At 38.9% G+C, this 21217-nt stretch carries 18 protein-coding genes; 6 read left to right on the top strand and 12 right to left on the bottom strand.

Annotation, left to right across the window (positions count from 1 at the left end):
* Positions 1-47 precede the first annotated feature (47 nt).
* From AC1M9K_RS02660 to clpB, 5 genes are all read right to left on the bottom strand, one after another.
* Complete coding sequence (locus tag AC1M9K_RS02660; RefSeq protein ID WP_481588428.1) at positions 48-482, bottom strand: hypothetical protein; 435 nt, start codon at positions 480-482, stop codon at positions 48-50.
* Positions 483-581: 99 nt separating this feature from the next.
* Positions 582-1724 (bottom strand): GNAT family N-acetyltransferase, encoded by a 1143-nt coding sequence (locus tag AC1M9K_RS02665; protein WP_481588429.1) that lies wholly within the window; start codon positions 1722-1724, stop codon positions 582-584.
* Positions 1725-1734: 10 nt separating this feature from the next.
* Positions 1735-3258 carry a GH3 family acyl-acid amido synthetase gene (locus AC1M9K_RS02670; protein WP_481588430.1) on the bottom strand — a complete coding sequence of 508 codons (1524 nt, stop codon included), beginning with the start codon at positions 3256-3258 and terminating at the stop codon, positions 1735-1737.
* Positions 3258-4094, bottom strand: coding sequence for a hypothetical protein (locus AC1M9K_RS02675; protein ID WP_481588431.1), 837 nt, complete (start codon positions 4092-4094; stop codon positions 3258-3260). Before AC1M9K_RS02675 ends, AC1M9K_RS02670 begins: the two co-directional genes overlap by 1 nt.
* Before the next feature lie 204 nt (positions 4095-4298).
* Positions 4299-6875, bottom strand: a complete 2577-nt coding sequence (gene clpB / locus AC1M9K_RS02680) for an ATP-dependent chaperone ClpB (RefSeq protein ID WP_481588432.1) — start codon at positions 6873-6875, stop codon at positions 4299-4301.
* Between the two features lie 442 nt (positions 6876-7317).
* On the opposite strand from clpB, the gene AC1M9K_RS02685 reads away from it, so the two are divergent.
* On the top strand, positions 7318-7806 hold the full coding sequence (locus tag AC1M9K_RS02685) for a rhodanese-like domain-containing protein (protein WP_035265884.1): 489 nt from the start codon (positions 7318-7320) through the stop codon (positions 7804-7806).
* Positions 7807-7870: 64 nt separating this feature from the next.
* On the opposite strand, the gene AC1M9K_RS02690 is transcribed toward AC1M9K_RS02685, so the two are convergent.
* A complete protein-coding gene (locus AC1M9K_RS02690; protein ID WP_180027588.1) occupies positions 7871-8296 on the bottom strand; it encodes an OsmC family protein in 426 nt (141 codons plus the stop codon).
* 149 nt (positions 8297-8445) lie between these two features.
* Between AC1M9K_RS02690 and crp the strand changes: the two genes are divergently transcribed.
* Positions 8446-9159: a cAMP-activated global transcriptional regulator CRP gene (crp, locus tag AC1M9K_RS02695; RefSeq protein WP_035265881.1), complete on the top strand. Its 714-nt coding sequence runs from the start codon at positions 8446-8448 to the stop codon at positions 9157-9159.
* 159 nt (positions 9160-9318) lie between these two features.
* Complete coding sequence (locus tag AC1M9K_RS02700; protein ID WP_180027586.1) at positions 9319-10368, top strand: NADP(H)-dependent aldo-keto reductase; 1050 nt, start codon at positions 9319-9321, stop codon at positions 10366-10368.
* A 116-nt stretch (positions 10369-10484) separates the two neighbouring features.
* On the opposite strand, the gene AC1M9K_RS02705 is transcribed toward AC1M9K_RS02700, so the two are convergent.
* The 5 genes from AC1M9K_RS02705 to gap all read right to left on the bottom strand — a co-directional run bounded on the left by AC1M9K_RS02705 (position 10485) and on the right by gap (position 15625).
* Positions 10485-11261 (bottom strand): M48 family metallopeptidase, encoded by a 777-nt coding sequence (locus AC1M9K_RS02705; RefSeq protein ID WP_035265878.1) that lies wholly within the window; start codon positions 11259-11261, stop codon positions 10485-10487.
* A 102-nt stretch (positions 11262-11363) separates the two neighbouring features.
* Positions 11364-11672, bottom strand: coding sequence for a hypothetical protein (locus AC1M9K_RS02710; RefSeq protein ID WP_180027584.1), 309 nt, complete (start codon positions 11670-11672; stop codon positions 11364-11366).
* Positions 11673-11809: 137 nt separating this feature from the next.
* Positions 11810-13129 carry an adenylosuccinate synthase gene (locus AC1M9K_RS02715; RefSeq protein WP_481588433.1) on the bottom strand — a complete coding sequence of 440 codons (1320 nt, stop codon included), beginning with the start codon at positions 13127-13129 and terminating at the stop codon, positions 11810-11812.
* Between the two features lie 70 nt (positions 13130-13199).
* Positions 13200-14366 (bottom strand): ATP phosphoribosyltransferase regulatory subunit, encoded by a 1167-nt coding sequence (locus AC1M9K_RS02720; protein ID WP_035265874.1) that lies wholly within the window; start codon positions 14364-14366, stop codon positions 13200-13202.
* Positions 14367-14593: 227 nt separating this feature from the next.
* Positions 14594-15625, bottom strand: coding sequence for a type I glyceraldehyde-3-phosphate dehydrogenase (gap, locus tag AC1M9K_RS02725; protein ID WP_481588434.1), 1032 nt, complete (start codon positions 15623-15625; stop codon positions 14594-14596).
* A gap of 368 nt (positions 15626-15993) precedes the next feature.
* Between gap and alaS the strand changes: the two genes are divergently transcribed.
* The 3 genes from alaS (at position 15994) to csrA (ending at position 20532) form a co-directional block, all read left to right on the top strand.
* Positions 15994-18687: an alanine--tRNA ligase gene (gene alaS, locus AC1M9K_RS02730; RefSeq protein ID WP_481588435.1), complete on the top strand. Its 2694-nt coding sequence runs from the start codon at positions 15994-15996 to the stop codon at positions 18685-18687.
* A gap of 65 nt (positions 18688-18752) precedes the next feature.
* On the top strand, positions 18753-20033 hold the full coding sequence (locus tag AC1M9K_RS02735; protein WP_092766113.1) for an aspartate kinase: 1281 nt from the start codon (positions 18753-18755) through the stop codon (positions 20031-20033).
* 244 nt (positions 20034-20277) lie between these two features.
* Positions 20278-20532, top strand: coding sequence for a carbon storage regulator CsrA (csrA, locus tag AC1M9K_RS02740; protein ID WP_035265869.1), 255 nt, complete (start codon positions 20278-20280; stop codon positions 20530-20532).
* A gap of 66 nt (positions 20533-20598) precedes the next feature.
* Here csrA and rnhB read toward each other — a convergent pair whose 3' ends face one another.
* Positions 20599-21165, bottom strand: coding sequence for a ribonuclease HII (rnhB, locus tag AC1M9K_RS02745; RefSeq protein WP_481588564.1), 567 nt, complete (start codon positions 21163-21165; stop codon positions 20599-20601).
* Between the last annotated feature and the right edge of the window lie 52 nt (positions 21166-21217).

Below are 21217 nucleotides of genomic sequence, written 5' to 3' on the forward strand. Positions count from 1 at the left end.
ACTAGAGAGCTTGACCAATAAAAAAAGGGCAATTCGTTTGCCCTTTTTTATTTTCTTAAATTTTTTGAAGGTGAATATTCCTTTGTCACAATAATGGTTGGATCTGTTGAAACATAGACAGTACGTGGTAGCGTATCATAAGGATAATACGTCAGTGGTTTAATGGTTTTGCTAATCTGCTCAGGATCTGCTTTTTTGCTCAATTCAAAATCAGAAACTGCATTTGAAACCAATTGCTTCTGATTAAATTCTTCTGCTTGAGTCTGAGCCAAATATTGTTGATTTTGTATTTGTACCTCAGCGCTCTGTGATACTTCTTTTTTTAATTCTTGTACTAAATTTTCATTCAAATTCTGATCAATCACTTGCTGTTCGATGAGTTCAGATTCATCTAATTGCTGTGCAGTTGCCCATTGGAAACCACACATCAGCATGCTAGAAATTAAAATTGACCGTCGAAAAGTAACACTTATAAATTCCATTTTTTATCTCGAGAATTATTATTGTAATTTTATTTATATATTTATTAATTACAGCTAATCAAGTGCGTTCACCCGCATTCCGATGAACGCACCATATTCTTAAATACGACTCACTTCAAAGTAAGAGTATTTAGAACGATCAATCACGTCATAGGGTTTACTTTCATAACTATGAAGCGTGTGAACTGCTTTCATTTTATGTGATGAACACTGCTCTAGAACTTGCTTACGTGGGTCATTCTCAACCACAGTCACACAAAATGATGTTTTACCCTGAGCCTTCACTAATGTGTTGACATTGGTCAGCATAAACTTTAGTACGTCTAACGCACTTGGATCACAGAGGAAACTATGCGTCATGAGATAATCAAAGGATTGCCCTTCTTTGGGAAGCGTTAACTGTCCAGTAATACGAGCATAAGTGTTATAGACAGGTTTTAACAGTTTTAACGTTGTAGAATAACTCGCCACTTTAGTTTGTTTGAAATCTTTTTGATCCCACAAACCAAATAAACCTACGATTTTATGATCTGAATTGAGCACTAAATGAAAGTCTTCTAATCTCAGCCCATACCAAAAAGGATGATTAGCTTCCAATAACTGTCTAAAGTCATAATCAGGTAAAAAATTATAATGGGAAGCCATTTCTTGTATAAAACCATTGACCGCATCAATCTTATCTATGGTCATTGTTTCAAGGCGAAGTTCAGCAGACTGCTTAAACTTAGGCACCTTAGAAATGGTAAAAGTGGTCATCGAATCAAAGATATAAGGTAAAGCATATCCTTCTCTTTCACGATGCATCATATTACGAGCTACTTTATTATCTTCTAAAATCACACTTTGAAAGATAATTTCACGAGGGAAACATTCAAAAATGTATTCCATAAATACATTAAACGCTTTTTTACCCCGAGCTGTAAGTTTGATTCGTAAATCTGATACATAGCGTAATTGTTCAGTGACGCCATTGATCCAATACGATTTCCAACCGATGTTCATCATGGCAATAATTTGATCAGGCTGATCTTGATGTACGACAACCAAAATTTCAGGCTTATTATATTGTGCATGTGTAGCCCGAAAATAACTCGGTTTCCGCTCAAATGAAATCACCATACCGTTACTCGGCATACTTTCAGAAATCAGCTCAATCAATTGAGGATCATCTTGCTCCGCAGCATAACGTAGATAAAATTCAGGCGAGATTTTTGATCGATATAGTAAATTTTGCTCTGTCATTTTTAAATTCTTAAATAAATTTCATTTTCTTCAACGGTTCTGGCTTGATATTCCCCTCAATCATGCCATTGCGCATTGCGATTGTCTTATATTCATGCCATGCATCTTCCACATGCATCACGCGTGCTTCATCTAATTGCCCTAAATTACGTGCCAACTCATAGTGAAAATTTTGTTTTAGCAATTGATCTAACTGTTGATCGGACGGCTGCCCACTCACACTACCCTCAGAAAGCAAAACATAATAAGGTTTCGATTCGGTCTGTTCTATACCGAGTAAACTAATGGGTAAAAAACCGTTTTGTTTAAATGTATCGATCACACTCAAAGCAACAGATTGATCAATCTTTTCTCCGACCAAATCAACTGTCATCTTTCGACCAAGAAATTTAAAGCACGGAATGCCCTGATAAAAAGAATCAACCAATAATTCATCATCAATAATGTAGCGTTTTAGGCCAGACCCTGTCGTAATAATCGGACTCACGATTTGACCTGGTTTAAGCTGCCAAGCAGGGTAAATTTGCTGAGTATCTAAATCTTGAAACTCATAAAAATGAGCTTGATACATCAAGGGATAATGATCATCTAAAGGTATAGTCACTACGCCTTCAGTGGCCCAAAGCCCTTTACCTTCAAAACTTACACCCTTAATTTTGGTTTTTAAAATTTGTGCCCAGTGCTGTGCGCTTGCGGTATCCCAAGATGAAATTAAAAATAGCTTTGGCCACAATTTTTTCCAACAAGTCGGATCTTCCAAATCTAATCGTTCTAGAATCTGGCTACGTTTTACTGATTTTTTGATTTTTAAAAAATCTAAACTTTGACGACTCCACTGACCAGTCGATAAAACCTCAACGATTTCACTCTTATTTTCTTGGATAATTTCGATCAGTTGCAGTGCAAAAGTTGGGCTCCACACTGAAATCATGCCGAGATTTTCATCTCTGACTAAATACACAGCCGTAGCGAACATCGCATCTTCAGCAGTTTCTGCCAAAGCAATGTCCGCAGGGACTGCTTGTGTAATTTGAGTTAAAATTCGTTTTGAAAAAGAAAGTAAGGCACTATCATCATTTAAATTATGAGTGGTCGTCAGTTGACGCTGGCTTTCAGGCAACCAAGATACAGACCAATAGTGTGTTGTACGTTTTAGTTCAGGATAACGACGATATAAACTCGTGAGCCATAAACCAATCGCCTGATCTATTTCACTTAAAAATTGTTGGGTATATGGAATAAATTTGAGTGCTTCACTTGAACCACTTGTAGGCTGGAATCGGATAATTTTACTTTTATTAAGTAAATTTACGCCTTGATTACGTGATGCTTCAACTTTCTGCTTCCAATCAGCATAACGTGTTACTGGAAAATGTTGAGCAAACGACTCATATTCCATCTTTGGATCATCACATATAACTTTTAATTTATCACGCTGAACTTTTTCCAATTGATCAGCGTATTGATAAAAGTCTTTAAATGATTTTTTACAGGCCAAATTTAAAACTTGATGAGCTGCAAATATCACAGACATTAGGCCACCTTAGAATCTTGATCTTGATCTTTGGTTTGAGCCGATTTAGATAATTTATCTTTATTCAGATTCGACTTATTTTTTTTGAGCGATGATTTTTTCACAAACCTTACCGCTGTTTGCAAAATATCAACCCAACGCAGCTCACCAATACACGGTAATTCAGTACCTTGAACCCAAGATGGATTACATTCCTCAAAAAACTCAATTTTACGATTTTTCTGGCGCATTTCTTCTGTTATTGGGGCCACATCAGGTTTCAGACACTGATAGTTTTCTCCAAAATCAATCAGCTTTGATTCATCATCATAGTATTCTGCAAAATACTCACGACAATATGCTTCAACATAATCTTTTAAATATTCATCTTTATTTTCTGGATTTGGATAATAGTGATAATAATTATTTGCAAGAAGTAAGTAGGTCTTAAAGCCCTTTGAGATCAGCATCCAATAGATCGGTACACCCGTATGACGTAATTTGAAGGTCATTACATAACGGAACATCGCACGTTGTAATGCTCGACTACCCCAATACGCCTCCTCAATAATGGTATCACCACTAAAAAAAGCATGGGCAGTTTTACCGTTCACGGTAAAATTTCGCTCCATTACAGTTGAGAAACCCACTAAAAAATCTTTTTTGGGTTCTCGAATGATAAACACACCAGTCTTTTCCAAAAGGTCTCTTTCAAAAATTTCAAAGACTGTATTTGAATAATAGTTACTGTAAATATTGAACATCTTTTCAATATCACGAGGTTTTAAATCTTTTACCTTAACAAACTCACTATAAGGTTCTTTTTTTAATTTTCGGAGTCGTTTTAATTCTAGCATATTGATCCCATTAAGCTAAACAATGAATTCCTTTTGTGAATCAATAAACAAATTAAACATTTATTCACAAAAATATTGAGTGCAATCTTATACTTAATAGATTTGAGTAGCAATTTTATTAAAAAATAAATTTATTATTTTTAAATCACTTAAATAAAAAAAAACCTGAACGAATTCAGGTTTTCTAAGTTTGTTTAGTAAATTCTAATTTAATTTAAGTTTACTAAAACTCAAATCTCCATCAGTGCTTTGTATAACAATTGTATCTCCTGGCAAAAATTCTCCCGCCAAGATTTTTTGAGCCAATGTATTTTCAACCTTTTGTTGAATAGCACGTTTAAGTGGTCGAGCCCCATAGATTGGGTCATATCCTGCCTCAATTAATTCATCGAAAGCAGTGTCATCTACAGTCAAACTTAAATCACGATCAGCCAAACGAGAACGTAAGCGATCTAACTGAATATCCGCGATACCTCGAATCTGCGATTTTTTCAGTGCATGGAAGATTACAAGCTCATCAATTCGGTTAATAAACTCTGGTCTAAAATGCTCAGAAACAGCAGCCATCACAACACTGCGTACATCTTGTTCCGTCGCCATGTCACCTAATTCGCGCACTTCATTTGAACCTAGGTTTGAAGTCATGACGATCACTGTATTTTTAAAATCCACCACACGCCCTTGCGAATCAGTCAAGCGACCATCGTCAAGTACCTGAAGCAGAATGTTAAATACATCTGGATGAGCCTTCTCTACTTCATCAAATAACACCACGCTATAAGGCTTACGGCGTACTGCTTCAGTTAGCACACCACCCTCTTCATAACCAACATAACCAGGAGGTGCTCCCACCAAACGACTAACAGAATGTTTCTCCATAAATTCAGACATATCGATACGGATCATGGCATCGTCACTGTCAAATAAGAAGTTTGCTAAAGCTTTAGTTAACTCAGTTTTACCGACACCTGTTGGACCTAAAAATAAGAATGAACCACTTGGGCGATTTGGATCTGAAAGTCCAGCACGTGAGCGTCGTACAGCATTAGAAACTGCAACTACCGCTTCATCTTGGCCTACGACGCGGTTATGTAAAAATGTTTCCATACTGAGTAATTTTTCACGCTCACCCTGTAGCATTTTTGCTACAGGAATTCCTGTAGCTGCACTTACAACTTCGGCAATTTCATTGTCCGTCACTTTATTACGCAATAATTTAGGTTCAACTTTCTCTTCAGATGCTTCTTCACTGAGTCGTTTCTCCAAATCAGGAATTACTCCATATTGAAGTCGTGCCATTTCAGCTAGATCATTTTCACGTTGTGCCTTTTGCATCGCGATACGTGCTTGATCAAGCTCCGCCTGAGTTTGTTGATCGCCTTGCACTAAACGTTTTTCAGAAATCCACACTTCTTCAAGATCGCTGTATTCCTTCTCTACTTCAGCAATTTGTTTTTCTAAGTGTGAAACTTCAGCTTTACTTCCTGCATCTTCATCTTTTTTTACAGCCTCAAGCTGTAATTTCAGTTGAATAAGACGACGTTCTAATTTATCTAGAGACTCAGGTTTTGAATCAAGCTCCATCTTAATTCGAGATGCCGCTTCATCAATCAAATCAATCGCTTTATCTGGTAGTTGACGATCTGTAATGTATCGATGCGACATTTTAGCTGCAGCAATGATGGCAGAATCTAAGATTTTAACACCATGATGTACTTCATAGCGCTCTTTTAATCCACGTAAAATCGCAATCGTGTCTTCAACACTAGGCTCATCAACCAATACTTTTTGGAAACGACGTTCAAGTGCTGCATCTTTTTCAATGAATTGTCGATATTCATCTAATGTTGTAGCACCTACACAACGTAATTCTCCACGTGCTAAAGCAGGCTTCAACATGTTACCTGCATCCATTGCACCGTCGCCTTTACCTGCACCGACTAGAGTATGCAACTCATCGATAAAGAGGATAATTTCACCATCATGTTTAGCAAGATCTTTTAATACAGCTTTTAAGCGCTCTTCAAATTCACCACGATATTTTGCACCAGCTAAAAGCGATCCAAGATCAAGTGATAAGACACGTTTATTTTTTAAACTTTCAGGCACTTCTCCATTAACGATACGCTGTGCTAAACCCTCAACAATGGCAGTTTTACCAACACCCGGCTCACCAATCAAAACAGGATTATTTTTTGTACGGCGTGATAAAACTTGGACTGTTCGACGAATTTCATCATCTCGCCCAATCACTGGATCAAGCTTGCCAGAAAGTGCTCGCTCAGTGAGATCAATGGTGTATTTGTTTAATGAATCACGTTGATCTTCATGATTGTTACTCATGACTTTTTCATCACCTCGAACTTTAGTTATCGCCGCTTTTAAACCTGCGGATTGAACACCAACCGCATTTAAAATAGTTTTGGTTGCACCTGTTTCTGCTAAACCAAGTAACACCCAATCTGTTGAAAGAAACTCATCACCCGATTTTTGTGCATAACTATCTGCCAAGTTAAGCGCTTTAACCGCATCTGGACTGAGATTGATATCCCCAGTTGGATGGGCAAGTGTTGGTGCATCAGCAAGCGCCTGTTGCAACTTTGTGCTCAATTCTCGTAAATTCGCCCCTGCCTGCTGCAACAAACTCATATTTGATGGCTCTTCAAGCAGTGTCGATAGTATATGGATGCCTTCAATCGCTGTATGATCCTTGCCCATTGCTAAAGATTGCGCATCAGATAAGGCTTGCTGTAAGCGATTTGTAAATTTTTCAAAACGCATTATTATTTTCCTCACAACAAATTTGGTACTTGCTTAGTTAATGGGTGAGAAGCGTCATATTTCAAGTCGGTTTTTTAATTATTTTCTTAAATTTCAATTATTTAAAAAATAAAGATAGATTATAATTATAATATTTGTGCTGCTCATACATTTTTCAATACCACTTCACAATTTTTTCAAGGTGATTATGATATTTATTTACTATTCACTACATATGACAAAGAAAATATATTCTCAGTAAACGGTCATTATTGTTCTCAAATCATCACATAGGAGTACGCCGAACTTATATCGACCTAATCGGTACATGTTGTGCAAAATCATTCAATATGAATTTATAAGATAAACAATTAATTTTATATTTATTTAAAGAATATAGATAAAACTTATAATAATCACCGTTTTCCATAAACGGATGATTTAATCATTCAGGCATACTTACATGAATCATTTTATAAATCTCTCAGAAAATAAAGTCCATCAAGATAAAATTAAATTTATTTTATCTGAAGCAAAAAAAAATGTAGAAGATCATACACTCCTCTTTGCAGGCTCTTTAAAACCCCAAGATGCGTGGCTTTTGTTCCAATCCCAACAAGCGATCATTATTGATGTCAGAACACATGAAGAGCGAAAATTCGTAGGTTATGTCGAACATTCTGAACATATTCCTTGGCTCACAGGCATCTCACTTGAACGTAACCCTGAGTTTTTAGAGAAGTTACAATCTTTTGTTAATGCATATGACATCATTTTGCTCATGTGCCGTAGTGGAAAGCGCTCTGCAGCAGCAGCGAGTGTGGCGTATAACGCTGGTTTCACAAACGTATATAATATCGATCAAGGTTTTGAAGGTGATTTAGATCCCAACTCCCATCGTGGTACTTACAATGGCTGGCGATTTCACAATCTGCCATGGGTACAAGAGTAAAATTGATTCGCTCAACTTACATAAAAAAAGCAACCTTAAGGTTGCTTTTTTCAACTCGATAAAATCAAGCTTCGGCTTCAATGATTTCAAAATCATGTGTAATTTCAACACCGCCATCTGAAAGCATTTTACTTGCTGAGCAATATTTTTCTGCAGATAGCTCAACCGCTTTAGCAACTTGCTTTTCTTTAACTGCTTTTCCTGTAACCACAAAATGCAAATGTATCTTCGTGAAAACCGCAGGAATTGTGTCTGCCCTCTCGGCTTTCAACTGACATTGAACACCCATCACATCTTGTCTAGATTTTTTTAATATGGTCACAATATCAAACGAAGCACACCCACCAAGCCCCATTAAAATGAGTTCCATCGGACGTGGACCACGGTTTTCACCACCGTAAGCTTCAGCACCATCCATGATAATTTGGTGACCGCTTTCAGATTTTGCTTCAAAAGCAACATTCTCTAACCAATGTACGCTAGTATGCATTGCAACTACCTAAAAAAAACTATAAATTTACTTAGGACTGTACACTAGCATATATTGAGCTGATAAGGAATTTCACCTCTTATGCTTCACGTGGCAAGTTTATTTAGGTCTAAAGATCTAGTTACTATCCAAATCGGAATTTAAAAAGCATGACTTCTAATTTTTCACAACTTAGTACAGATGCTTTGTCGCCAGGTCAATTACCTGAATCTGTCAAAGCTTTGCTCAAGCGTGCGCACATCAATAGATTTCCAAAACGAACTTCAATTATTGATGCGGGCTCAGAGTCGAAATCTCTGTATCTAATTTTAAAAGGGTCGGTTTCAATTATTTTACGTGAAGATGATGAACGTGAAATTGTGGTAGCCTATTTAAACCCAGGGGACTTTTTTGGAGAGATGGGATTATTTGAAAGTAATCCTCAGCGTACTGCAGAAGTACGTACACGTGATGTATGTGAGATTGCTGAAATTTCATATGCTAACTTCCATGAAGTAAGTAAGCAGTATCCAGATCTTAGCTATGCGGTGTTCGCACAGCTTGTTCGTCGCTTAAAAAATACAACTCGAAAAGTAACTGACCTAGCATTTATTGATGTATCGGGTCGTATTGCACGTTGTTTAATCGACTTGTCAGCTCAACCTGAAGCAATGATTCTTCCAAATGGACGCCAAATTCGTATTACTCGTCAAGAAATTGGTCGTATTGTAGGTTGTTCACGTGAAATGGTTGGTCGTGTTCTTAAAACACTTGAAGAACAAGGCATGATTGAAACTGATGGTAAAGCTATCTTAATTTTTGATTCATCATTAGAAGCAGTAAATTCTGTTGAAGAAGACTTTGACAACAATGATGATGAATAAATTTTCATCTGATCTACATTCAAAAAAGCAAATCTGACGATTTGCTTTTTTATTGCCTTTTTTCTGAAAACTTTCGAATTTATTTTACATACGTTTTGAATCTTAGATTAGGTATGATTTCAATATATCAACTTAAAAAATACAGCAAGGATGTTGAGCATGAAATTTAATCGACTTGGGCAAACAGATATACACGTTCCCGAAATTTGTTTAGGAACAATGACCTTTGGTGAGCAAAATAGCCAGTCCGAGGCTTTCCAACAACTGGAATATGCACTCGAGCGGGGGTTAAATTTTTGGGATACTGCAGAGATGTACCCAGTACCACCTAAAGTCGAAACTCAAGGCGCGACGGAAGAAATTATCGGCAATTGGATTCAGCAGCGCGGCCAACGTGATCAACTTTTTCTTGCTTCAAAAATTGCAGGTCCAGGCCAAGGTGGTAGCAATATTAGAGGCGGCACAACTCGCTATACTGCCAGCGACATCAGCTCAGCCTTAGACTCAAATCTTAGACGCTTAAAAACTGACTATATTGATCTTTATCAGCTGCATTGGCCTCAACGCCCAACCAATATGTTTGGTCAATTGGGTTATACCAATCACCATGCTCACAGTACACTAGATATCACACCACTCGAGGAAACCTTATCTGCCCTTCAAGCGGAAATTAATAGAGGTAGAATTCGTTATATCGGACTCTCCAATGAGACACCATGGGGAACCATGAAATTTCTACATTTAGCTGAAAAGTTAGGGCTGTCTAAATTTGTTTCTGTACAAAACCCCTATAACTTATTAAATCGTACCTATGAAATCGGCATGTCGGAGATTGCTAAATTTGAAGGCATCGGTTTACTGGCCTATTCACCGCTCGCTTTTGGCTATTTAACAGGAAAATTTAGACATGGTGCGAGACCTGCAAATGCCAGAGTCACCTTATACTCTAGATTTGTGCGTTATAGTAATCCTGAAAGTGAATGGGCAACTGAACAATACGCCCTCTTAGCAGAAAAACATGGACTGACATTAACGCAATTGGCGTTAGCTTTCATTAAGCAGCAGTTCTTCGTGACCAGCACAATCATTGGTGCAACCGATTTAAATCAACTCAAAGAAAATATTGATGCTTTTAATGTGTCATTGTCAGAAGAAATACTTCAGGAAATTGAGATCATCCATAAACAACAGCCAAATCCAGCACCTTAAGTGTCTAATAAATTCGATTTCAATACATTTGAATCAACGCCATACTGTGATAACAATTTACTAAGTGGTGAATATAAAAAAAGGATGCTAACGCATCCTTTTTTAGCTTTATTCTTTTAACGGCGACTTTGGTTATAAATCGCTTGAGCTGCAGGTAAGTTTTTACGCATCGCCTCAATTCGTTGAGCATTTGAAGGGTGTGTTGATAAGAAAGATGCATTGCCACCATTACTTGCTTTAGCCATTTTCTCCCATAATGTAATCGCTGCTTGTGGGTTATAACCAGCTCGAGCCATTAACATTAATCCACCCTGATCAGCACGGCTCTCCAAGTTACGTGAATAAGGCAACCCTACACCCAGTTGAGAACCAATTTGTGCAACTGCTGCGCCACCTTGACCTACCCCAGCTGCACTTAAACCAACACCTAAAGCCAAGTCAGTTAAAGCTTGAGCACCCAATTTACTTTTTGCATGCTCTTCCAAAGCATGGATCATTTCATGTCCCATGATGGCCGCAATTTCAGCATCTGTTAAATTTAAACGTTCCACAATACCTGTATAAAAAACAACTTTACCACCCGGCATGACAGAAGCATTTAATTCACTTGATTTAATTACAGATACCTGCCATTGGAATGGCTGACCCGTTTGATTCATTTGATCAGCATATGGACGCAAACGATTGTAGACATTGGTAATACGCTTATAGGTATTTGAGCTTGTATCCAATAAGCCCTTGCTGCGAGCTGTATCAATGGCTTGCGAGTAACTTTGTGCAGCAGCTGCATTTAATGTCGCTGAGTCCGCACCCGCCATATCCGCAAATGTTGTACACCCTGAAATCGAGATCACCGCAGATGCTGTAAGACCGAGCAATAATTTGTTCTTCATTATAATGTTCCAATCTACTTGAAAGTACTTGTTCATAATTATAGACAAACTCAACTAAGCTTAATATCTCATTTTTCTTCACTTTTTTATTTGTTATGTAATTTAGTAAACAAATTGATAGCTGATCCAAAAGACCAAACAAAAAATATTAAGTACGAGATAGGTTTGACTCCACGGTTTTAAACGAGTTTCAAGCTTCTCATCTTTACGTTTAAAAAATAAATAGGTGTTCTGAATTAAAATAATAGGGACCAATATGCAAGCGATCATAATCGACAGCCCAATAAAGACTTGGTAGACCACATCTTCGGCTACTGTTTGAGATCGAATTATCATCATCGCAATCGTGGGTGCCCCCCCCATTGCAAATAACAACGAATAAAACATTGTTCCAGAAATATTTTTATGCATCCTGCACACTCTATTATTTTATACATTCGATTTTAACAATCTCTAAGATTCAGCACAGCCAATTTTTATACAACTTTGGTCGTTGTTTAGATCAAAAAAAGCCCTGTGATATCACAGGGCTTTTTTAAAACTTTTAATTAAGCTTCAAACGGGTGACGAAGAATAATCGTTTCATCACGGTCTGGACCAGTTGATACGATGTCGATTGGACATTCGATTAACTGTTCAAGTCGCTTAATATAGTTGATTGCTGCTTCTGGCAATTGGTCTAAAGATTTAGCACCAAAAGTAGACTCAGTCCAACCAGGCATTGTTTCGTAAATTGGTTTTAAAGTTTCAAATGCAAGTGCATCAGAAGAACCTACGCAGCCCGAATCTGCAGCTTCATAACCTACACAAATTTTGATTTCTTCTAAACCATCAAGAACGTCAAGTTTAGTCAAGCAAATACCCGAAAGTGAGTTTACTTCTACTGAACGACGAAGGATTTCAGCATCGAACCAACCACAGCGACGTTGGCGACCAGTAGATGCGCCAAATTCTGAACCTACAGTACCAAGGTGCTTACCAATTGCATCACCAACATCGTTTGCAGCATCATAAACCAACTCAGTTGGGAATGGACCTGCACCTACGCGAGTTGTATAAGCTTTAGTAATACCCAATACATAGTCAAGGTGTAATGGACCAAGACCAGAACCAGAACTCACACCACCAGCAGTCGTATTTGAAGATGTTACGTATGGATAAGTACCATGGTCAACATCAAGAAGTGAGCCTTGAGCACCTTCAAACATAATGTTGTCACCGTTCTTACGATATTTATGCAATTCGCCAGTAACATCAACAACCAGTGGAGCAACAACTTGACGCCATTGATCACATAACGCAAGCACGTCTTCAAGCTTAACCGCTTCTACACCGTAGAATTGTGTTAATTGGAAGTTATGGTATTCAAGTAACTCTTCAAGCAATGCTTTAAGATGATCACCACCACGCACTAAATCAGCGACACGAACCGCACGACGTGCAACTTTATCCTCATACGCTGGACCAATACCACGACCTGTTGTACCAATCTTGGCATTCCCACGTTTTTTCTCACGTGCTTGGTCTAATGCAATATGGTTTGGCAAAATTAATGGACAGTTTGGAGAAATACGTAAACGTTCTTTAACTGGCACACCTTGCTCTTCAAGAATCGTCATCTCTTTGATTAACGCTTCAGGAGAAAGCACTACACCGTTACCAATTAAGCAAAGTACGTTTTCACGTAAAATACCAGATGGAATGAGGTGTAAAACAGTTTTCTTACCACCTACGACGAGAGTATGACCTGCATTGTGTCCACCTTGATAGCGAACAACTGCAGCCGCTTGATCTGTGAGCAGGTCAACGATTTTACCTTTACCTTCGTCGCCCCATTGGGTACCAAGTACCACAACATTCTTGCCCATAATAGCCTCATTGCATCATGCTGTTAAAATTGAAGAACATGATTTGAAATTTAGTATTCAAATCAGGTGATTAAATCTGTTCGAGTTTCCACTCACCCGCTTGATTCACCAACTGGTGAGTCGCGTTAGGTACTGAATTCAACTCATCTTGACCAAGCAACTGCACAACGCTTTTGCCTTGATCACGTAATCCTTGAATTGCTTTGACTAGGTCAGCATTATTGCCCTTAGGTGCAACGATCACTTCCAATGCTTTAAATTGACCAGCGCTTAAAGCGTATAAGTCACATGAAAAGCCAGTTGCTGGACGTGCACGACCAAAATGCTCACCAATACCATCATAACGTCCACCTTGAGCTAATGGCGCAGCACGATTTGGTGCATACACTGCATACATTAAGCCAGTGTGATAGTGATATGAACGAAGCTCTACTACATCGATACCAATATGCAGATTTGGCCAACGTTGCTGAATCGCATCTTGTGTGCTTTGAACTGCATTAAATGCTTCTTGGAATGCCGAATCTTCTAAGATTTCTTGGCTTAAATGTGATTTTAAAGCGACTAAATCACTTGCATAACGACCAAGCGAATAAAAATCAGATCCGAATTTAAGTTGTTGCGTATATTCAGCAAGTTCTGGCAATGCTTTACGCTGATATAAATCAGATAGATGCGACTCTGTAGCTTTGTTCAATCCTGCATGTTTAACTAAGCTACGGAATAGACCAACGTGTCCAATATCTAAATGGATCGCCTCAGTTACACCTGTATTTTTTAATAATTCCAACATAACATCGATCATTTCGACGTCAGCATCGATACTGTCTGAACCAAACAACTCAGCACCGAGCTGTAAAGGCGCACGTGTGGTATTGAAACCTTGTGGTTTGGTATGAAGTACCGTTCCAGCGTAGCAATAGCGTGCAACACCTTCAACTGGATACACGTGTGCATCAATACGCGCCACCTGAGGCGTCATATCTGCACGCACACCAAGTAAACGACCTGAAAGTTGATCGATTACTTTAAATGTGGCTAAGTCTAAATCTTGATTCGATTCTGAAAGAGAAGATAGAGATTCGATGTATTCAATAAATGGCGTGTACACCAATTGATAACCTCGAGCTGCGAGGAAATCTAACGCGGTACGACGCAAAGTTTCAATAACTTGCGCTTGCTCTGGTAATACATCAGCTACACCATCAGGTAATAACCATGTCTCTGAAATGGGCATGTTGTAAACCTAAATTCTGTCAGCGCGGAACAAATCCGCATAAAAAAATCGGGAACACACCCGATTTCTCCTAGTCTATCACGATCAACCCCCATGTGCATCAGACTTTTAAATAATTAAATCGGAATTTTAGATTATTCATAAGCTTCTATTGGTAATTCTGAACGCACTAGCAGTTGATCTATGTTATAGACTTAAGCCTTTATAAAAGACACAGCATTTCAGTTTCATGACTGATCTGGAAATGAATGACATAAATCCAGTAAACGATTGGTATATCCCCATTCATTATCATACCAAGCATAGACTTTAGCTTGCTTCCCGACCACCATGGTTTGAGTTAAATCTACAATGAGTGAAAATGGAGAATGATTAAAGTCAGATGATACTAAAGGCTCATCTGTTACCGACATAATTTCCGAAAATTGCTCTCGTGCTGCTGAAATTAACGCTTCATTTAACTGATGGTCTGTAATTGGCTGTTGCGCTATAAATGTCAAATCAATAGCTGCCACATTAATGGTAGGAACACGAATTGAGTAACCGTCTATTCGCCCTTCCATTTTTGGCATGACACGTTTGATTGCACCTAGAGCAGATGAAGTCGTTGGAATAATGTTTTGCCCAGATGCCCTCGCACGACGTAAATCGCGGTGAACATGATCTAAAACGGATTGATCCGCTGTAACAGCATGAATTTCTGTCATTAACGCACTTTCTATGCCAAAGGCATCGTCAATAATTTTGACCAGAGGAACCAATGCTTGTGTCGTACATGAAACACTCGAAATAATCTGATCCGTAGTTTTAACCTCTGTATGATTTACCCCGTAGACAATTGCAGCATCAACCGTATCAAAAGGTGCAGCCCCAATTATCACACGTTGAGCGCCAGCATTGAGATGGCGTGTCGCTTCTGCTCGAGATCTAAATAAACCAGTACACTCTAAAACAACATCAACGTTTAAACGCTTCCATGGCAGTTGATCAGGTTCTGTTTGACAGTGGACTTCAATAGATAATTTTTTTTGATAGGCATAAATATTGAGAAATACTTGCTCTGCAACATAACTCAACTCCACTTCCCCATGAAATCTTCCATGTGTGGTGTCATATTTAAATAAATGAATTAAAGTTTCTACATCAGCCACATCATTAATCGCAACGATTTCAAAATTGAATTGTTTTGGATTTTCAAACCAAGCTCTTAAAACATTTCGCCCGATTCGTCCAAATCCATTAATTGCGATACGCTGCATATGTAACCTTCAACTCTTTAATACAAGTTCTTGAAAGCTCTATGTTAAAGTATTTCTAAAATATTCAGTAATAAATAATGGTCTTATGACTACTCAATATTTTTGATTGATCTTCGTGCGAGATACACTGCTTAAGCATTTGAAAATGATCTCAACACCAATAATGATTAAAATTTCACCTAAAATCAGAATTAAAGAGAATTGTCATTAAAACACTTTAAAATCATTGGTACAGGTGGCAAATTCCGTTATAATTTGGCGTTTTTAAACTTTTAGCCCGGTATGCTGGGGTGAATTTTTTTGTGAATTCGCACTTTATTTCCCAGACATATTATTTGCCAATACAGAATTAATGGAGTGACTTGGTTGTGAGTACTCGTTTTATGACATCAGCTGAAATTCGTGAAGCATTTTTGCGTTACTTTGAATCGCAAGGCCACACACGTGTCGCGTCGAGTTCTCTAGTTCCTGCCAACGACCCAACTTTGCTCTTTACAAATGCTGGTATGAACCAGTTCAAAGATTGCTTCTTAGGCCTAGAAAAACGAGATTATGTACGTGCAGTGTCATCACAAAAATGTGTTCGTGCTGGCGGTAAACATAACGACTTAGATAACGTGGGCTACACAGCTCGTCACCATACGTTTTTTGAAATGTTAGGTAACTTCTCTTTCGGAGATTACTTTAAACGTGACGCGATTAAATTCGCTTGGGATTTCTTAACCAATGAAAAATGGTTAGGTCTACCTAAAGACAAATTATATGCAACGGTTTATCACACTGATGATGAAGCATTCGACATCTGGAACAAAGAAATCGGTCTAGATGAGTCTCGCATTATTCGTATTGGCGACAACAAAGGCGGTCAATACGCTTCAGATAACTTCTGGGCAATGGGTGACACAGGTCCTTGTGGTCCATGCTCTGAAATCTTCTTTGACCATGGCGATCACATTTGGGGTGGTTTACCAGGTACACCAGAAGAAGATGGCGACCGTTTCATCGAAATTTGGAACAACGTATTCATGCAGTTTAACCGTACTGCTGATGGCGTACTTCACCCTCTTCCAGCACCTTCCGTTGATACAGGTATGGGCTTAGAGCGTATTTCTGCTGTTTTACAACACGTAAACTCAAACTACGAAATCGACCTATTCCAACATTTGCTTAAAGCTGCAGCTGAAATTATTGGTTTAGATACTGCTGAACTTGAAGCGAAAGCACAAGCTGAAGGCAAACCAGTTGAATACCCAGCATCACTTAAAGTCGTTGCCGACCATGCACGTTCATGTTCATTCTTGATTGCTGATGGTGTAAACCCTTCAAACGAAGGTCGTGGTTATGTACTACGTCGTATCATCCGTCGTGCAGTACGTCACGGTAACAAATTGGGTGCGACAGGTTCATTCTTCCACAAAATGTTAAAGCCTTTAATTGAGGTGATGGGCGCTGCCTATCCTGAACTTGAAGCACAACAAGCGCGTATTGAAGCTCAACTTTTAAAAGAAGAAGAGCAATTTGCTAAAACCTTAGAACAAGGTTTGAAATTGCTTGAAGGCGAACTTGCGAACTTAAAAGGTTCTGTAATTCCAGGCGAAGTGGTATTCAAACTTTACGACACGTACGGCTTCCCAACCGACCTTACAGCGGATATCGCACGTGAGCGTGATTTAACGATTGATGAAGCTGGTTTCGAAAAAGAAATGGCTGCTCAACGTCAACGTGCACGTGATGCGGGTAAATTCGCAATCGACTACAACAGCGTTGTAAAAGTTGAAGGCGAAACTCAGTTTGACGGCTACGATGCAACTGCTGGTGAGGGTCAAATCATCGCAATCTATAAAGATGGCGAACAAGTTGATGAAGTCGTTGAAGGTGATGGAGCTTTAATCGTTCTAAACCAAACACCTTTCTATGCAGAAAGCGGTGGTCAAATCGGTGATACAGGTATCTTTAAAAACGATACAGGTATTTTCGAAGTTCAAGACACAAAAAAATCTGGTGGTGCGTTCGTTCACCAAGGTATCGTGACCATGGGTAACTTTAAAGTTACTCAAAATGTAGAAGCAACAGTTAAAGCAGACATCCGTGCAGCAACAGCACGTAATCACTCTGCGACTCACCTTCTACATGCTGCACTTCGTCAAATCTTGGGTTCACATGTTCAACAAAAAGGTTCATTGGTTGCTTCTGACGTGTTACGTTTCGACTTTGCCAATGATCAACCCGTGACATTTGAACAGATTCAAGAAATTGAACGTCTGGTAAATGCTGAAGTGATTGCCAATACGCCTGTAACAACTGAACTCCTTGACATCGAATCTGCAAAAGCAAAAGGTGCGATGATGTTGTTCGGTGAAAAATACGGTGAAGAAGTTCGCGTACTCTCTATGGGTTCTATCATTGAAGAGAAAAACTTCTCGATCGAACTTTGTGGTGGTATTCACGTTAAACGTACAGGTGACATTGGTCTGTTCAAAATCACTTCTGAAGGCGGTGTTGCTGCAGGTGTACGTCGTATTGAAGCAGTTACAGGTTCGAAAGCAATTGAGGTGGCTCAAAAAGCTGATCGAGACATCAACACGATTAATGGCTTATTGAAAGCACAAAAAGATCAAACGATTGAGAAAGTTGAAGCCTTAGCGGACACAGCATCAAGCTTACAAAAGCAAATCGATCAATTGAATCAAAAACTTGCACATTTACAGGCGGCTGAACTACTTAGCCAAGTTAAGGAAATTGCAGGTCGCAAAACGTTAATCACGACTGTTCAAGGTATGGATGCGAAATCACTTCGCAATCTACACGACGGCGTGAAATCAAAATTAGAAAATGCTGTGATTGTCCTTGCAGGTGTAGAGGGTGACAAGGTGAGCTTGATCGCATCTGTAGCTAAAGACTTCACAGCTTCTATAAAAGCAGGTGACATCATCAAACACTTAGCAACTGAGCTAGGTGGTAAAGGTGGTGGTAAGCCTGATTTGGCACAAGGTGGCGCGCCACTTAACGAGAAGTTTGCTTCTGTCATGGCAGAATTAACTGCTTGGCTAGCTGCAAAATAAAACTTCACCTTTTGTGTAACTGACCTTGAACAACTCTTCAAGGTCATGGTTTATATGGAACAACTATGGCATTAATCGTTCAAAAATATGGCGGTACTTCAATGGGTACTCCTGAGCGCATTTTAAATGTTGCTCGTCGTGTAAAGCGTTGGCATGATCACGGCCACAAGGTTGTGGTTGTTGTATCAGCAATGAGTGGTGAAACTAATCGCCTACTCGCTTTAGCGAAAGCCATTACCGACACCCCTGACCCACGAGAATTAGACCAAATGGTTTCAACGGGTGAACAGGTAACGATTTCAATGTTAGCAATGGCACTGAATTCTATCGGTGTGGAAGCGAAATCTTTGACTGGACGCCAAGTTGGTATTAAAACTGACAGCTCATTCACAAAAGCACGTATTGAATCAATTGATACAGATGTCATGACTGAACAATTAGATGCTGGTCGTGTCATCGTTGTTGCAGGTTTCCAAGGTTTTGATGCTAATGGAAACACAACAACTTTGGGTCGTGGTGGTTCTGATACTTCTGGTGTTGCATTAGCAGCTGCACTCAAAGCGGATGAATGCCAAATTTATACAGATGTGGATGGTGTATATACAACGGATCCACGTGTTGCACCAAAAGCGAAGAAAGTTGATCGTATTTCTTTTGAAGAAATGCTTGAAATGGCTTCTCTTGGTTCTAAAGTTTTACAGATCCGTTCTGTTGAGTTCGCGGGTAAATATCAAGTCCCTTTACGCGTACTCTCTAGCTTCGACAATGAAAATGATGGCGCATTTGACGAAGAATTTAAAAACAACGTCGGAACACTTATCACTACTGAATTGGAAGACAACATGGAACAGCCAATTATCTCTGGTATCGCATTTAACCGTGACGAAGCTAAATTAACTATCTTAGGTGTGCCTGATCTTCCTGGTATTGCATCTAAAATTTTAAAACCGATTGGTGATGCTAATATCGAAGTGGATATGATCATCCAAAACGTTGAAGAAGATGGTACAACTGACTTCACATTCACAGTCAATCGTGGCGAACTTGCTAAAGCTAAAAAAATTCTTGAAGAAACTGCTCAAGCAATCGGTGCTCGTGAAGTTGCAACACGTGATGATATTGTAAAAGTATCTATCGTAGGTGTTGGTATGCGCTCTCATGCTGGTGTTGCAAGTAAAATGTTTACAGCACTTGCTGATGAAGGCATCAATATCCTGATGATTTCAACTTCTGAAATCAAAATCTCTGTTATTATTGAAGAAAATTATTTAGAGCTTGCTGTTCGCTCACTTCACACTGCGTTTGGTCTTGACCGCGAACATGGTGAGTCTAGCGCACGTGCTTAATTTTCTGCCATGAGTTAGCAGAAACAATGCATACTTGATGAAGAAATATTCAGAGCCACTATAGTTTTTCCTATAGTGGCTCTGTTATATTAGGTCTAGAGGTTTATGGGATAATTTCAATAGTCCTGTGCGAATGGTTAAATTCGTCACATTTATCTATTAAAATATTTCGTGGTGCCGAGGTTGTTATTTTCACTTTTTGAAAAAACTATCGCAGGTTTAGCGTTTAAGCAAGGAGATAAACATGCTGATTCTCACCCGTCGTGTTGGTGAAACATTAATGATTGGGGATCAAGTCAGTGTCACTGTACTTGGTGTAAAAGGTAACCAAGTGCGAATTGGTGTGAATGCGCCTAAAGAAGTATCTGTACATCGTGAAGAAATCTATCAACGAATTCAGCATGAACGTGCGATGCATGAGCACTTGCAACATCTTGACCAAGATTACCAACCTTCTTACGAAGAAGAGAATTACACTCAAAATGATTTCAATCGTTGATTAGAAATGATTTTGTGACTAAAGCGGCTAAATTTAGCCGCTTTAAATTTTTGGTGTTTAAGCTGTTTAAAGTCCCAATGATTTGCGTACTGGACCAAAACTACGCCTGTGCTCTTCAACCACGCCAAACTGTGCAATAGCTTCAAAATGAGCTTTGGTCGGGTAGCCTTTATGTTTTGCAAAACCAAACTGAGGATATTTAGCATCAAGTTCTAACATTTGATGATCACGTGTCACCTTAGCCAGGATACTGGCAGCAGAAATTTCTGGATGTAATGCATCTCCTCCAACTACAGCATCACAACTCATACTCAATCCTTGGGGAATTTTATTGCCATCAACCAATACATGTTGTGGTTGCACACTCAATTGTTCAACGGCACGACGCATTGCCAACAATGAAGCATGCAATATATTGAGTTCATCAATTTCTTGATGACTCGCTTCAGCGATAGCCCAAGCTAGTGCTTTTTCTTTGATCTCTATAAATAATTTTTCACGTTTTTTTTCACTGAGTTTTTTAGAATCATTTAACCCAAGAATCGGATTGTTAGGATCCAAAATTACAGCAGCCGCAACGACTGATCCTACCAGTGGACCGCGCCCTGCTTCATCAGCACCAGCAATCAACATCATTTTCCTAATTTATCCTTAAAAAAATAGGCCGATCAAAATCAGCCTATTC

The sequence above is a fragment of the Acinetobacter sp. 24-47-67 genome, assembly GCF_056779735.1.